Genomic DNA, 14,609 nt, shown 5'->3' with positions numbered 1-14,609 from the left:
AAATTTTCAAATAATTAAAACGTGGGCATTTTATTATTTTGTAAACTAGCATAAGACCAGGAAGTAACCGTCGTTCCATAAGAAACCTTTTTAGGTTGTTCAGGTAGGATAAGATTAGTCATACCCTTTTCTTTACGATAGTCTTCATTATAAACTGTTTTATAATAGCGATCCCCTCTATCTGGAAAAATTGTTAGAATATTTGTCTCTTTTGAACACCTACTGCTTAAAAATCGTGAAACTGCATATGATGCCGCCGAACTATTACCTGCAAATATCTTTTCATTCGCAGCTAACTCTAGATTAGCTGCATAACATTCTTCATCGTTTAGCCAATGAACTTCATCAATTATTGAAAAATCTACATTTTTTGGAACAACACTATTTCCATGCCCCCCTTGCAAGCGTCCTGGAATATCTGGCTGATTAAAAATAACACTTCCTACCGCATCAACTGCTACAACACGTAAGTCAGGATTAGCTTTTCTTAGGGCTCGTGCCGTTCCACAAAGTGATCCTCCACTACCTACAGAAGCTACTAAAATATCAATATGACCTAACTCTTTAAGAGCCTCATTTGCTAATGACTCATAAGCATTAGGATTATCAGGATTTTCATACTGATGAGGACAGAATGCTCCTTTATTCTCCCTAAGAAGTTCATCTAGTCTATCAAGACGAGCACTTTGCCATCCTAAATGCGTCATTTCTGTAACTATTTCCAATTTACAATCAAGTGCTTTTAATTTTGCAAGGGTCATTTGATCGGTACGTTTGTCCGTTACAATATGAACAGGATGCCCCAAATAGGTTCCAACCATTGCAAGACCCAATGCCATAGTCCCCGAAGAACTTTCAATAATTGGAGCACCCTCTTTTAAAACTCCATTCTTTTTCGCCTCTAAAATTACTTGCTTTGCGGCACGATCCTTCATCCCAAAAGGATTTAGCATTTCTAATTTTGCAAAAACTTTCCCTTTAGCTGTAGAATCCAATTCGAGTTGTACTAACGGCGTGTTTCCAATAGCATCTACTATGTTTTCTCTTAGCATTATTAATACCTCTTTCCACATTGAAATTTAAATACAGCCTTATTAAGAAGTGCCCTAAAATTATCTCAATAAATCTAGAATTAACTTGATATTACTCGTATTACAAAATTCTAGAAATTTTTACTTTCAAATCCTATCTCTGTAACAACAAGAGTTATCTAGAAGTGAATGAGCTAAAGCAGGTTTCCCTAATTTATTCAAATTAATCTTTTTCTCCAATTTCTAAATATATTCGCTCCAAACTTTTCCCTCTCGAGTTTCTTCTTACAGAAATTTTTCCGATATCTCCAGTCTGTCTAACATGTGTACCACCGCAGGGAATATGCATATCACCACAGATCCAATTTATTGCTTCTGGTTCCTCACTTAATGGGATATTTTTAATTGGAAGATTCTCTTTAACTATTAAATTTGCGAACTCTTCTACTTTATCTAATCCTTCACGCTCAAGACGTTGGTCAGGACTATAAAAATCAAATCGAGCTCTATCTTCTGCGATATGACAACCTTTAACATACATCTCTCCAAAAACTTTAAATGTATAATAATAAACTAAATGTGCAGCAGAGTGCATTCTCATCAACATGTATCGTCTATCCCAGTTAATTTTCACCTTAACTTCCATTCCCTCACGTAGTTCCTTTACCGGTTCTTTTAAAACATGAGCTACTTCTGAACCAACTTTAATTATTGGAAAATCAGAATGATAAAACAGATTCCCTCCAGTTTTCTGAGTATCAATTACTTCATTTCCTTCAATCCACCCTTGATCTCCAAGCTGCCCTCCACCCTCTGGATAAAAAACAGTTTGATTCAAGAAAATTTTATTACCTTCTATTTTTGTTATGGTAGCGTTACATTCCTGAAGATAAGGATCTTGGAGATATAATTTCCGAACCATTTTACACACCTCATTTATATTTTAATTTCCCTAATAGTTGCGTCTGGGTACATCTTCGAAAGACGTTTTTTTGCATTCCTAATTTTCATTTCATCATTACTATCAAATAACAAAGAAAGAATTGAACCACTATGAGCCACCGATATTCCGTACGCTCCTAATTCGGGAAGAATATTCAAAATATCATCGAATTCTCTTTTATAATGTCTACGTTGATTAACCTTAGCACTTATTGTAGTAGCATGTCCTAATAGCTCAATATCCTGGTTTTTGATCCCACAAGTCGCTAAACGGTAAGCCTCCAAGATTTGCTTCATCTCATTAAATGTATAAGGTACCCTTTTAAAACTAACTGTGTCTACGGCCTCACCGTTATCAATAATAATCAAGTGCATAGACATTAATGGTCCGATATCTTCAAGCAATCTACCTTTAAAAAAATCATACACTACTGATGATTGATACATTACACCATCAGACGGTTCAATAGATGTACAAATACTTGATATTTCCCAAGGTCCGATAGGATAGTCACATAAATTTGCAATAGCCCGACAAACTGCTATAATGTCAGCTGTACTACTAGCCATCCCTTTCCCCTCAATTAATTCTGATTCGATTTTAACTGTAATTCCTAACTTCTCATCAACTATCCCTAAATTTCTTAATGAGCTTACTAATATTTCTGCAGCTTTTACAGCTTTATTTTTATAACTAGGAATTACACTTATTTCCCCCCCACTTATAAACTTAGCTTCAGCGCTAGCATAGAGTGGTATAGGAAATGTAATCATAAAATTTTGATCATTAATACACCCTTGAACGAGCTCTCCACATGTACCACAAGAGATTCCAACACCTGTTGCAGAGATAGTTTCATTTATAATTGAGGCATTTCCTCTACTAAAGGTCATTTATATCTCCTCCTCTCATTTGTTGAGTCAGATTTGTTCATTTAAGATAATAAATTTTGGTTCTATTTGAGAATAACATTATTACCCCCAAATATTTCCTTTGGTAATTAGCATAATCAAATTGGCGGGATATGAAACCAGCCATTTTTAAGATTTTCCACCCAACCAATTTGAGAAAATTAATTTTCATAAGTAATATGGAGATTTTTCTACCCTTAGAACGAGAATTAGCTACGCAGTTAAATATGAATTAAAGTACTATCATGACTACTTATAATGGATTGCGAACAATAGGGATTTTAGAAATTAGGAAATTGAAGAGATACTTGAGTAAGTAGATATGAGGCGTTTTTCCCTCGCTATATACGAGAACAAATTTTCTCATAAACAACCTTTAACGTAGTCATTAAGTTAAGAATAAAGAGGATCTCATCAGTAGTTGTTTTTATATGAAGTAATATCAGAGAAGAGGATAAATCTTAATTTAGTTCCTTACCTTTTATTATAGTTTGGTTTCTTTAAATAAATTGAATATTCATTACAATGTTTATAAAATATTGATTTTCTTCTTTATAAAACGAGAAATAACACTTAAAAAATATCAATAAAGATTTAATCGATTAACAGAAAAACAACTTCAAAAACGACGAGCAAGGATCGCAGAAAAAGAAAAATCAAAAAATAGAACATACTCAGAGAAAAGTAAAATTGTAATTGGGTTAAACGTTTACGTGACGAATATAGCTTGGGAATGGGTTCCTATGGAACAAGTACATGAGTTATATACTTTACGTTGGCAAATAGAGATTATCTTTAAAACGTGGAAATCACTTTTCAAAATAGACCATTATCGTCATGTAAAACAGGAACGATTAGAGTGCCAATTATATGGAAAGCTAATTGCTATCTTCCTGTGCTCCTCTACTATGTTCAAAATGCGTCAACTTCTTTTGAAAAAGAAAAAAAGAGAATTAAGTGAATATAAAGCGATTGGAATAATTCAAGATCACTTACACCTGTTGTATCAAGCTATACGACAAAGCACCATAGAAATGACAAAGATTCTAATCCGCCTATTCCACCTCTTAGAGAAGAATGGACGGAAGTCTCATAGAAATGAGAAAAAGACAGTCTTTGGTATTATGGGTGTTGTCTATGAGCATAGTGAACTTGGAAAACAAAAGAAAATTACATAATCAAAAAAGTAAAACCCGTTAGGGTTTATTTGGTATGTGCATTTTAAAGATTATACTTCTATTTTGAGAATGTTTTAATCCGGCTGAATGAAAGATCAGTTTTTTTCACTCTTAAGTTGATGGGCATGTATGGTGACCCCTATAAGGGCTTTTCTCCATACAAGGAATGGAGAGTATTTTTTGAGAACCCCACTCAAAAAAACTTCCTCCTTTCTCCTTGCATTTCGAAATTCGGCAGGTATGGGCATGTTGCCAAGTCGAACATACCAAAACGAGGATTTAGGTAGTACGACCTGGACTAGTAATTGTACCTGCCGAACCGCCTAAATCTACTGTTCAAAAATAAGCTCTTACTCTATATTTTTATAACACGAAAAGGGGCTAGCCCCTCGCTTCACTTCACCCCAGCCCTTACCTCACACCCAAAAACAAGGGGAAAATAGAGAATATCGCTTTTTATCCCATATTTTCATGTGTTAATATGGGATAAAAAGGGATTTTAATGGGAGTGATTATATGAAAAAAATCACCTTATATAATTTTGGGGATTGGACTTAGTACGCTTTTTTTAATTAGATATGGTTTGTTAATATTTTTAGCATATTGGAGAGCTCAAGAAATTACTCAAAGCAATGTTATTATGTTCGGAATAGGGATGTTTTTATTATTATTTGTAGTGATTTTTAATAGACGTAATCTTGGTAATGTCAAATAGGGATAGATATATAAGAAGATAGATAGGGGTAGCAGTATGGGTGAAAAGAAATTTATAAACTATGAGAAAGACCCAGAGTATTTAAACGACTATGTAGCATTTACAAGTAAAAAGTTTGGAAAAACCTATTATTTGACTACAGACGTTAAGGGGTACACAGAGTATGAATTGGAAGTGTATATTGTAGAACTGGAAGCATATAAGAAAAAGAGGAGAAAGAAAAATTGGATATACTTTGGTTGTTTTGTATTGTTTTGTATAGTCTTGTCAGTAATAGAGGGGTATCAAAACGATGAACTAATTGTGAAAGGTAAACCAATAGAAGCACCTGTTCTTGGGAGACATGTTGAGACCGAGTATCTTATTCTGGAACACCCTACTTTAGAATTGATTGTTGATGATAAAGTTAAAAAGTTATGGGTAAAGCAGGAGTTGTATGACGGTATAACTGTCATGGATAAGGTGAAGGTGATTGAATATAAAGGTGAGATTAAGTTAGACCCTAGATACAAAGGTGAAGACTTAATTATAAGGTTTATTAAAAAGGAAAAAGAAGTAGAAGTGTAAAATAAAAAAAGGTGTGGTATCAGTATGGAGATGAAAGATAAGGGGCAAGAAATTAAATCAAATGATAAGCCTTTAGCTTTTGGTTTGATTCTTTTCATTGTACTCAGGTATTTTTGTCCAAATCCCTGAGATGGGATAATTATCTATAAATTTAGAATTTTTCATTTCAAAAAACCAACTTATAATTATTTGAAATATTTCAATTGAAATCTATACATAACGTCTCAATTATCGGTAGCAAGGAACAAGGCGGAATCTTATTCTCAGAAGGAATCCCCTTTTTTATTTTCTATAAAGCGATTCATCTTTTTATACATTCCAATTATGGTGCGGTTTTAGGTTTCTCGTTTGTTACTGTTTTAGCTAAAAAACTGTATAAAATTTTGCATACTCTTAGCGTGGGTTTTTTCCGAAATACTGGCGGTACCCATTAAATAGCAAGTGTAGAGATTGCTTGTTTGTAGATTAGTTGTTGTTTACCACGAACCATCATTAGGACAGTAAATTTATCTGTTGCAAGGATCTGCCCACGTACTGGAACGCCATTCTTTAAAAATACAGTAACTTCCCCTTTTTTGTCTTTCAATTGTTCATACATATCTTCTTGTAAATTAAACATGAAATGCCCCCCTATTTTTAGCTACTTTTCTTTTAATACTTGCTGCCTTCCATTGTGATCTATTTGTATTTCCCATTCACCTTCTATTTTTCTAAACCATTTTCCTATTTTGCTTAAATAATATCTTTTTACTTCACCATTAGGAATCCAAATTTCACGTTCCTGTATTTGATTCATCACTTCATGAAGAATCTCATCATGTTCATACTTCCTAGGTTTTCTATAATGTGTTTTTACAAACTGTGTATATTCTCTGCGTAACCAATTAGAAATATGTTGCCTTTGTCTTTGCTTGAGATGTGACCATTTTTTATTTGTTTGAAGGATTTTTCCATTTACATTTATGTGGTTTTTCATCGACACTCATCCCCTTTTACTAGCAAAACGAATATATAACTATCATATCATATTTAAATCGAAATACTGCTCTAGGTACATATTTCGCAAGAAATCTATCCCAAATATACAATACATTCTCCATTTAACTGTTTAAGTCTACACAAGATTAAATGTAGACTATTATTGTATTGTTTTAGTTTTTTAAATCATTACGGTACGTGAAATTATCGCGTTAACCATAAAAAAGCCCCTTGAAAGGAGCACTTATTTGACAAGGTACTGTTCTATTTCTTTTATTAATAGTTCTGCACCTTCTGTATTTAATGAGATCTTACCCTTTGCTAATGCTATGTTACGATTTGACACTTCTCCTGTTAATGCACAAACATGACCAGGCTGATACTTCTGTAAAATGATGTCTTCCCCTTCTACAAAAATCTCTAATGGTGATTTTTCTTTAATCCCAAGCGTATTTCTAAGTTCCTTTGGAATTACTATACGCCCTAATTCATCCACTTTTCTAGTTACTCCGGTTGCTTTCATCCAGCATATTTCCCCATTTCATTATCAATTTGTACCCAAGTTATTCTTTACTATTGTAACAGGCTTTCTCCATACACGAGAAACATAATGATCCAAAAACTAACGATCATAACCAGAATTTCTTTAAACCTTTAATAAGGATTTAAAATGAAAAATCATATTATATTCATGAATACACCTTACGGGACAGAACTACTAAATCCATCAAGATTGAGCCTTGGCGTTCATTAAAAGATGAGATGCTGGTTTTGGGCATAAAAGACAGTGATATTTTCCAAATTCAAATGAAGGAAATAAATCCAAATAAAAAGTAATGTAGGGATTTCCTGCATTCCAGAAAAAGGCACATGTTACCCACATTAATAAAAGAGACAGGAAGGACATAAATCCTCCCTGTCTCTTTTTATTATAGGCATTAAAAATGACTACAAGATACCCAATTATGAATTTCATTAGCTACCTTTTTAGGATTATCCCAATGAACCATATGGTCAGTTTCCTCCATAGAAACAATGGTGACATTTTCTATATATTGTTTTAATTTGTTGATTCCAGTTCTTCTAGCGCTAATTAAATCTTCTGGAAGAGTTGCGTGGATTAGAATCAATGGTGATTTTATGTAAGGATAAGTTGTTGTAAAACTTTCTTTAAAAAATGCTTTAATAATAGATAATACAGTAAACTTTGAACTAATAAGTTCATATTTTTCTTTTTTATTAAAAAGTGTTTGAACCATTTGTTCAATTTTTTCATTCCATCGTTCTGTACATTGTTTGTATTCCCCGATTACATCAGTCCAAGTGTCGAAAACAGAGGAATTTTCCATATAATCATTCCATCCATCATATACTTTAGAAAATGTCATATCTTCCTGAAAATCTGGAAAAGTATAACCACCATCTAGTAAGATAACCCCTTTAATTTTTTCAGGATACATTTTAGCATAGTGTAATGCAATATCAGCCCCCCAAGAATGGCCAAAAATATAAAAAGGATCTTTTAAGACTTGTTGGAATACATTGTTATACCATTTTGCAATGTTTGAAAATAGATAGCCATCTTCATTTACAAAAGGAGTTGTCCCTCCGTGACCTGGATTATCAAATGATAATATATGAAAATCATCTTCTAGATATTCAGCTAACTCAGAAAAGACTGCCCCACTATTTCCAAGTCCGTGTATACAGACAATCGTTGGTTTGGCATTATTCCCTAATTCGTAATAATGAACATCAAGCCCTTCGATAGTTAGATTAATATCCTTCATGATAATCTCCCCTTGTTTAAAATTAATTACATTTGTTTATTTCTATAAATTATTAGGGTGTTCTTTCTTCCCCTAAACTGCCCCTTTAGTCGCATAATGATTTTTAAACAACTTTAATATCCCTTTACATATTCAGAGTACTGCCAGCATTTCGGGAAAACCCCACGCTAAGCAAAAAATACAATAAGCTGTCCATATGGGCAGCTTATTTACATAATTCTCGAAAGCGGAAGTCAATTAAAATCATCTGGAGTCCAAATTGCTATCCCATCTTCAGGAACAGAAACTAGTGACCAGTCACCTCCACCATAGTCTCTACCATCACCTATTTGCCAACATTCGTATTCAGGATGGTGTCCATTTATAAATAATACCTTGCCTGATTCTAAAGTGATAATAAGATGTGGGGAAACATCTCCTAATCGAATATCTACTATCTTCTCTCTCCTTATATTAATGACAGATTTCAATAGGTCTTCTTCTGTCTTTATCTCCATCTCTTTTTCAGATAACGGGTATGTATCTGGGGCTTTCGAATATACAATCCATCTTGATTCGCAATGTAACCATAACTGATCAGCATCATCTCTTTCATCATAGTGCATGAAATATAATAGAGGGCTATTAGATCCAAATCTTATACCGTCTATTTGACTTCCTAAACATAAATGCCTTAATACTTTCTCTGCAAATTCCTTTTCCTCTGTATTCATGTTTTCACCATCTTTTGTATGTTTCTATTCATCATATACTTATCGAGACCTATGTAAAAGTCCATGTATATTGTATTCATGTGAAGTTAACATAACGTCTCATTATCAGTAGCAAGGAAAAAGGCGAATTCCCTTTGAAAGTGGGGATTCACCTTTTTCTTTTTCTATAACCCTATTCATTTTTTTATACATTCTTATCCTGGCGCGGATTTAGGGTTCTCATTTGTTACTGGGTTCGTCGAAAAACTGTATAAAACCTTGCATACTCTTAGCTTGTTTTTTCTATGGAATGCTGTCGATACCTTTTTAATGCATAAAGAAAAGATACCCTAAGGTGCCTTCCTCTAAATTGAACCACTTTAATTTTAATAATATAGTTTTAAGTTTAAAAACTATATGGATTTTTCCTGTGGGATTTGTAAGTAGTTTTTACGAAATTATGAGTGTTTTTTATTCTGTATTTCAATAAGTTCATCTTTAATCATTTGTATATAATGTTCTTTTTCTCTTAGTTCAAATATAAATAATGCTTTTTTCATGTTATTAACAACATCTTCTTCATTATGTTGTTTAATCTTTAATAAATACTGACTTTTTAAATAGTATAGTTCACCTAGTAGGTATAAAGTGTCTAGATTAATAGCTAATTTGATGCCCTTATCAAGGTATTTTATTGCCTCTTCATGTTGATATGTGAGGTCCAAAAATTTTGCTAAATTTAAAATGATTTTTAATTTAATTTCTTTATCTCTAGGAAAATCTAACTTATTAAAATTGGTTAAACATCTTCTTAATATATTAATACTTTTTTCATATTCTTTGTGTTCTGCATAAAATATAGCCATTGTCTGCATAATATCTATTTCTCTTTCTGATAAAAAATCAGAATTGGTTAAAGTTAGTTTTAATGCATGATTTAAAAGAGTTAAAGCAGTTTTTGTTGATCTATTTACCTCAAATATAGCAATTGCTTCATGCCATATTAGAAATTGTTTATCTTCTTTTGATTGAAAATTATTTTGTTTTTTTTCTTGTTTTACTATTTCATAAAGTTCTTTATATTGTTTTTGCTTTGTGCAATCTCTCATTACGTATTTTACATTTTTTACGTATTTTAATTTCTTGTTTTGAGTTAGTGCAAATATATTATTTGGATCAATACCAAGCCGTTCAGATAACTGATACAACAATATGCTAGATGGATAAATCATACCTTTTTCTATTTTGCTAATTTGACTTTGTGAACATATTCCATGACATAATTCGGATTGTGATATGTTTTTTTTAATTCTAATTTCTTTAATGGTAATACCCAAATCGTAAAATTCCATTTTTTCACCTACTATTTAGCACTTTATTAGTATACGAATATTCGCTAATCTTTAATCTAATGTAAAATTAATATATTTGCAATCGTTGTTTATTTTCAAGGACTTACTGTTTCTATAAGATGGTGAGGCTTTTTTATGTACAAAAAAAGACACCCTAAGGTGCCTTCCTTCGACTTGAACCACTTTAATTTTAATAATATGTATTGGACTCCCATCCAAATATTATTTACCATGTTAAATTGTTTTGTTCATTGATGGGGATTATCATATTGCCATTAACCTAAGAGTACCTATAACCTATCATTGTTATAAATATTATTCTGCCTAGAATAATAAGAATAGATGAAAAAACACCTTCACAGGTGTCTTTTTTCATTATAGAAATATCTTAAATAGGACTCTTTTTTTATAGTCTAATTGCAAAACATTTGGATATTTTTAGGGATTATAATCAGGGTTTTATTTTCTCTCTCCGAATTCACATAATTTTCAAATATTATAACTTCACATTTTAAGATTTGATATATAATGAAGGCAACCCGTAGTTAGAGTGTTTGCTCCGATTCAAATTATGAGATAGTTTGTTTAACCTTTTTTACATTATCTAAAAAAGAACTTGTAGGGATTTCTACAAGTTCTTTTTGTGTTTTATTTTAAATAACCTAAAATTTTTTAAATAATTAAAAGGCATAAGCTCAGTTTTACTTTTTACCAGTAATATGCTCTTAATTTTATCTTTCTTGTCCATCTGTTTGATTGGCTTGGAACTCCATTTTTAGCGCAATACTATCCCCTTGGAACACGTTCTGATCTGTGCCGTTATCTTCAAATACAAACTTTATCCAAAACCAATCCATTTTCCCAGGTTTTAATCCCCCTGTTTCAGTCCACTTAGAATGAAATACTTTTTTGGAGGCAATCTCTGGGCTTTGTAATTTTAGTTCTGCAAGAGTTGTCTCGTATACAGGGCTTTTCGCAGGATCCCAATCCAAAAGAAATTGTACTTTAATATGTTTACCGAAATCTTCTGTAGTGTTATTCTGTTTTAAATCGTTTACAGTATAGTCTATTTTCATCATGATATCTTTAATATCTAATGTACCACTATTTTTTAAATTGAATTTCTTTAATATTTTGTCCCCAGGTTTTAAATTTTCTAAGTTAAGTGAAGTAGTTGGTTGCATAGCTAAATCCAATGTACCTGCAGCAAATGAATTATTTGTCACCACTTGATCGCTAAAATATGCATATGTTCCCCCACCAATTAAAGATAAGCCAAGGGCGGCTGAAACCACTCCAACACCTAATTTCTTTTTCAATGACATTTTTTGTTCCTCCCATATCATTTTTATAATCTTTCTCCCTAATCAACCGAAAAGGTCCCCTTAATACAGATATACCATGAATTGTTAAAAAATTATATTAAAAGAAAAAAATGCCTTATTGAGAAAATTATGTTATTATCTATCTTCTGTAAATGAAACGTCCCAAAAATAGAAAAGTTGAATTTATAATTATCAAAACCTCTGCCAAAAACAAATTAATATTAATACCCTTTATGATTAGAATTATTTATTTCTTCCGGAGTATTCTAACACTTCAAATGGTACACGTTAAAAGATATGTCGGTAGGAAATAAGTCGAGATTCACCTTAAGGATGATTCAGAAGTTATATTTTCTTACAACTAACATTCATTGTTTTGACTTGATTGGCTGTTTTTATTTCTTTTGAGCTTGTAGCTTTTTTATAATAAGATAATAGCCCTAAGTAAATACTCTCATCTTTATTTACACCTTGATAAGGATGTGTACCTTCTCTAGCAGACTCTAGTACTTTATATGTACCATCTACTACTCCTACAATTACATATCCTTGTTTTCGTTCAGCTTGTTGAACTTGAAATAGATATGCTCTCTTTTCCCCTTGTGCATTATACAAATCCCTATCATAAAGTAATTTCCCCACATTCCAATTTGATTCAGTATTATCAATCACTGTCTGAAAATATGAATTTGCTACTGTAAAAGTTTTTTCATTAGATTTCTCATCTTGGTTTACAATTTCTTCTGTATGAATTTTCATTGTAGTGACAGGACTTATTAATAATAAAGATACAAGTTAAATTTTGTAAATACATAAAACAAGTATGTAGTTTATCAGAGTTATATAACAATAAATTTTTATATTATAATATAATTAAGGAAGCTTCATTATATACAAACAGGAGCAATACTAGTTGTAAGAGTTTATAAAAAATATTTAGCAAAAACAGATGAAGATAGAGAATATGGAACAGAAGTGATTGAACGTATTTGCAATAATGATACTACTCGTGAAGATACTGATTTTTTTATAAGATGCACGGAAGTTTTTGATGATATTATCGATAAGTCGTCGAGGAGAAATTAACAAATAAAGGCTAACATACTACTATAGGCGTACAGCCGAGATATGTGTAAAAACAGGTCATAGCCTAACTTTTATTTTTAAATAATTGGAGTTGCTAAGGAATTAGAAGATTTAACACCAGAAGAAAAAGAAGTATTGATGATGTATGGAAACGATTCAAAGAATAACTCGCCATAACTAAAAATCCTTCCAATTTAAACGATGAAAGGAAAATGTTACACACATTTAGGCATTCATTTTAATAGATGCCTAAATGTGTGTTAAGGAGCATAGAAACGTCGGAATTCACTTCTCGTTTCACTTATGAATTTAAAGATTTCGCCACTCATCACATGCCTTGCGAATATTTTCACGCATATTATTTGTAATTTCTAGTCTGTCATTTAAGAAAGTATCTCTCTGTGAGATTATCTCATTTTTAGCACTCAAATAGACCCTTTGAATAGATGTAGAATTTCTACCAGCTTCGGTTAATCTATAACGTGGGATACCTGAAGATTCTGTGTACCATAGTGGATCTGTTAGTGATATAAGATCAGAATCATATATATGAACCTTTGTGTCTAAATTTTCATCCCATTCATCTACAAAATTAAACCTGTATTTGAGTGTAGGATAAGAATTAGAAGTAGTAGGAGCTGTGATCATATCGTAGAGGCCACTATTAGCATACATTGCATCACCTACACTTACATTTGTAAAGTAAACTAATTTGTCACCACGTGGTTCACATAAAGCAGCATACTCATCCCCACAACGACTTAAAGTAGCTTTATACCCAGAGTCAATTTCACTAAGAGCTTTTATGTCAGTTAGATGCAAAGTACAAATGTAAACAAGGGCTGTTATACCTTCAAACGTTTCAAAACGTACTAAATCTGATACTAAATCTGAACCATCGTCATATATGCCGTGTAAAGTATTTACATCTCTGCTCTCTGGATAGCCCTGAAGACGTCTCGCAATACTGTCACAGTTAGCTACATAGTGATCTAAAAAAGCTTGGTCAATTATTTTTTTAACCCTATCACAAATTTCTTCTACTGCTTGTTTCACCGCTTCTTGAGCACTATCTTCTGATGGAAACATTTCGCTTATTATTGCTGTACCTATTGGAGAACCCAAAGAACTAGCTCCTATTTATAATATTTTCTGCCAGTTTAACTCGTCATTTATCATAATGAACACTCCTTTATAATTAGAATGCTCACCATCATTTCAGTTTTATACATTTTTTATACCCTTATGCATTTTGGACACAGTTTAAGATGTTTGGTGTATATCAATATATGAAATTACCAGTGTTTCAAGAATCGGCTTTACCCCTATACGATAGCCCTCTTCAACAAATATCTACTGTATTTACACATGTGGACATTTGGACAAGTTCACATTTTCACATTTACACATTTACACATGTGTAAAAATTCACTACAAACTTATCGCTAAAAACAAAAATGAATTAAATAATATATGCGCTACTATTGGCACTTTTATCATTTTAGCCAATTCATCTCCCACCTACTCACTTAGCGTTCCTTGAGGAAGGAGTCTTCTTGGCTAAAATGATAAAGTCATTCTTTTAATAGCTGGTTTGGCTGTTGTACCAGGCGCATGTACTAATATATTCTCCTTTGTGCACCTAGCCATCTGGTATATTCCAAGATGAGGTAACTGTTCCCGCACGTGCTACGCCTTGCTTTGGATTCTTTTCTTCTTCTGTAGGCATAGCCTCAAATGTATCATCATTAGTACACGCATAGAAATACGTAGTGTTGACCCAGCTACAGTAGACCGCAGCATCTATGTAATGACATAAGAAGAGCGTGAAGAAGCGGGTATCATTGACTTACCAGTAACATTAGCGCAAGCATTCGCTACATTACAATCGAATGAAGTCGTATGCGGTGTACTAGGAGACCATTTACTTGAGCAATTCATCGAAGCAAAAGAAATTGAGTGGGATATTTTCCGCACGCAAGTATACCAATGGGAACGCGATCAATATATGTCTCCTTACTAAGAGAAAAAACCTTGATAC

General features: G+C 32.4%; 13 protein-coding genes and 2 pseudogenes. 3 read left to right on the top strand and 12 right to left on the bottom strand.

All coding sequences use genetic code 11. The annotated features are described in order from the left end of the window. Positions 1-14: 14 nt before the first annotated feature. The 3 genes from ACS2MN_RS16315 to ACS2MN_RS16305 all read right to left on the bottom strand — a co-directional run bounded on the left by ACS2MN_RS16315 (position 15) and on the right by ACS2MN_RS16305 (position 2,867). Complete coding sequence (locus tag ACS2MN_RS16315; RefSeq protein WP_098806247.1) at positions 15-1,052, bottom strand: cysteine synthase family protein; 1,038 nt, start codon at positions 1,050-1,052, stop codon at positions 15-17. A 202-nt stretch (positions 1,053-1,254) separates the two neighbouring features. Then, positions 1,255-1,953, bottom strand: coding sequence for an alanyl-tRNA editing protein (locus ACS2MN_RS16310; RefSeq protein ID WP_098806249.1), 699 nt, complete (start codon positions 1,951-1,953; stop codon positions 1,255-1,257). A 14-nt stretch (positions 1,954-1,967) separates the two neighbouring features. Then, a complete protein-coding gene (locus tag ACS2MN_RS16305) occupies positions 1,968-2,867 on the bottom strand; it encodes a GHMP family kinase ATP-binding protein (RefSeq protein ID WP_098806251.1) in 900 nt (299 codons plus the stop codon). Between the two features lie 617 nt (positions 2,868-3,484). Here ACS2MN_RS16305 and ACS2MN_RS16300 point away from each other — a divergent pair. Together ACS2MN_RS16300 and ACS2MN_RS16295 are read left to right on the top strand one after the other, a co-directional pair. After that, a pseudogene (locus ACS2MN_RS16300) lies at positions 3,485-4,063 on the top strand (transposase); the annotation flags it as partial. Positions 4,064-4,814: 751 nt separating this feature from the next. Beyond that, a complete protein-coding gene (locus ACS2MN_RS16295) occupies positions 4,815-5,345 on the top strand; it encodes a hypothetical protein (RefSeq protein WP_098806255.1) in 531 nt (176 codons plus the stop codon). Between the two features lie 430 nt (positions 5,346-5,775). On the opposite strand, the gene hfq is transcribed toward ACS2MN_RS16295, so the two are convergent. The 9 genes from hfq to ACS2MN_RS16250 all read right to left on the bottom strand — a co-directional run bounded on the left by hfq (position 5,776) and on the right by ACS2MN_RS16250 (position 13,693). Continuing rightward, entirely contained in the window at positions 5,776-5,964 is a 189-nt protein-coding gene (hfq, locus tag ACS2MN_RS16290) for an RNA chaperone Hfq (protein WP_098806257.1), read from the bottom strand. 21 nt (positions 5,965-5,985) lie between these two features. After that, positions 5,986-6,321: a transposase gene (locus ACS2MN_RS16285; RefSeq protein ID WP_198130881.1), complete on the bottom strand. Its 336-nt coding sequence runs from the start codon at positions 6,319-6,321 to the stop codon at positions 5,986-5,988. Positions 6,322-6,567: 246 nt separating this feature from the next. Further along, the gene (locus ACS2MN_RS16280; RefSeq protein ID WP_098806260.1) at positions 6,568-6,846 is read right to left on the bottom strand and encodes an AbrB/MazE/SpoVT family DNA-binding domain-containing protein; all 279 of its coding nucleotides are present in this window, start codon (positions 6,844-6,846) and stop codon (positions 6,568-6,570) included. Between the two features lie 415 nt (positions 6,847-7,261). Further along, positions 7,262-8,113 carry an alpha/beta fold hydrolase gene (locus ACS2MN_RS16275; RefSeq protein ID WP_098806262.1) on the bottom strand — a complete coding sequence of 284 codons (852 nt, stop codon included), beginning with the start codon at positions 8,111-8,113 and terminating at the stop codon, positions 7,262-7,264. Positions 8,114-8,346: 233 nt separating this feature from the next. Next, positions 8,347-8,826: a hypothetical protein gene (locus ACS2MN_RS16270; RefSeq protein WP_098806264.1), complete on the bottom strand. Its 480-nt coding sequence runs from the start codon at positions 8,824-8,826 to the stop codon at positions 8,347-8,349. Between the two features lie 437 nt (positions 8,827-9,263). After that, positions 9,264-10,157: a helix-turn-helix domain-containing protein gene (locus tag ACS2MN_RS16265; protein WP_098806265.1), complete on the bottom strand. Its 894-nt coding sequence runs from the start codon at positions 10,155-10,157 to the stop codon at positions 9,264-9,266. A 731-nt stretch (positions 10,158-10,888) separates the two neighbouring features. Further along, a complete protein-coding gene (locus ACS2MN_RS16260) occupies positions 10,889-11,482 on the bottom strand; it encodes a TasA family protein (protein WP_098806267.1) in 594 nt (197 codons plus the stop codon). Between the two features lie 345 nt (positions 11,483-11,827). Beyond that, complete coding sequence (locus ACS2MN_RS16255) at positions 11,828-12,241, bottom strand: hypothetical protein (protein ID WP_098806269.1); 414 nt, start codon at positions 12,239-12,241, stop codon at positions 11,828-11,830. A 636-nt stretch (positions 12,242-12,877) separates the two neighbouring features. Beyond that, positions 12,878-13,693: a hypothetical protein gene (locus ACS2MN_RS16250; protein WP_346994664.1), complete on the bottom strand. Its 816-nt coding sequence runs from the start codon at positions 13,691-13,693 to the stop codon at positions 12,878-12,880. A 622-nt stretch (positions 13,694-14,315) separates the two neighbouring features. Here ACS2MN_RS16250 and ACS2MN_RS16245 point away from each other — a divergent pair. Continuing rightward, positions 14,316-14,591: pseudogene (locus tag ACS2MN_RS16245) on the top strand (type I glutamate--ammonia ligase); the annotation flags it as partial. Between the last annotated feature and the right edge of the window lie 18 nt (positions 14,592-14,609).

It is taken from the genome of Bacillus cereus group sp. BceL062 (assembly GCF_051780025.1).
In the GTDB taxonomy this organism is placed as follows: Bacteria; Bacillota; Bacilli; order Bacillales; family Bacillaceae_G; genus Bacillus_A; species Bacillus_A toyonensis.
This window is presented reverse-complemented; position numbering and strand designations above follow the sequence as displayed.

Bases quoted from the DNA above. Each gene is read 5' to 3' on its own strand.
- ACS2MN_RS16310 (WP_098806249.1), bottom strand. From the start codon at position 1,953: ATGGTTCGGAAATTATATCTCCAAGATCCTTATCTTCAGGAATGTAAC.
- hfq (WP_098806257.1), bottom strand. From the start codon at position 5,964: ATGTTTAATTTACAAGAAGATATGTATGAACAATTGAAAGACAAAAAA.
- ACS2MN_RS16275 (WP_098806262.1), bottom strand. From the start codon at position 8,113: ATGAAGGATATTAATCTAACTATCGAAGGGCTTGATGTTCATTATTAC.
- ACS2MN_RS16260 (WP_098806267.1), bottom strand. From the start codon at position 11,482: ATGTCATTGAAAAAGAAATTAGGTGTTGGAGTGGTTTCAGCCGCCCTT.
- ACS2MN_RS16265 (WP_098806265.1), bottom strand. From the start codon at position 10,157: ATGGAATTTTACGATTTGGGTATTACCATTAAAGAAATTAGAATTAAA.
- ACS2MN_RS16305 (WP_098806251.1), bottom strand. From the start codon at position 2,867: ATGACCTTTAGTAGAGGAAATGCCTCAATTATAAATGAAACTATCTCT.
- ACS2MN_RS16280 (WP_098806260.1), bottom strand. From the start codon at position 6,846: ATGAAAGCAACCGGAGTAACTAGAAAAGTGGATGAATTAGGGCGTATA.
- ACS2MN_RS16255 (WP_098806269.1), bottom strand. From the start codon at position 12,241: ATGAAAATTCATACAGAAGAAATTGTAAACCAAGATGAGAAATCTAAT.
- ACS2MN_RS16270 (WP_098806264.1), bottom strand. From the start codon at position 8,826: ATGAATACAGAGGAAAAGGAATTTGCAGAGAAAGTATTAAGGCATTTA.
- ACS2MN_RS16315 (WP_098806247.1), bottom strand. From the start codon at position 1,052: ATGCTAAGAGAAAACATAGTAGATGCTATTGGAAACACGCCGTTAGTA.
- ACS2MN_RS16295 (WP_098806255.1), top strand. From the start codon at position 4,815: ATGGGTGAAAAGAAATTTATAAACTATGAGAAAGACCCAGAGTATTTA.
- ACS2MN_RS16285 (WP_198130881.1), bottom strand. From the start codon at position 6,321: ATGAAAAACCACATAAATGTAAATGGAAAAATCCTTCAAACAAATAAA.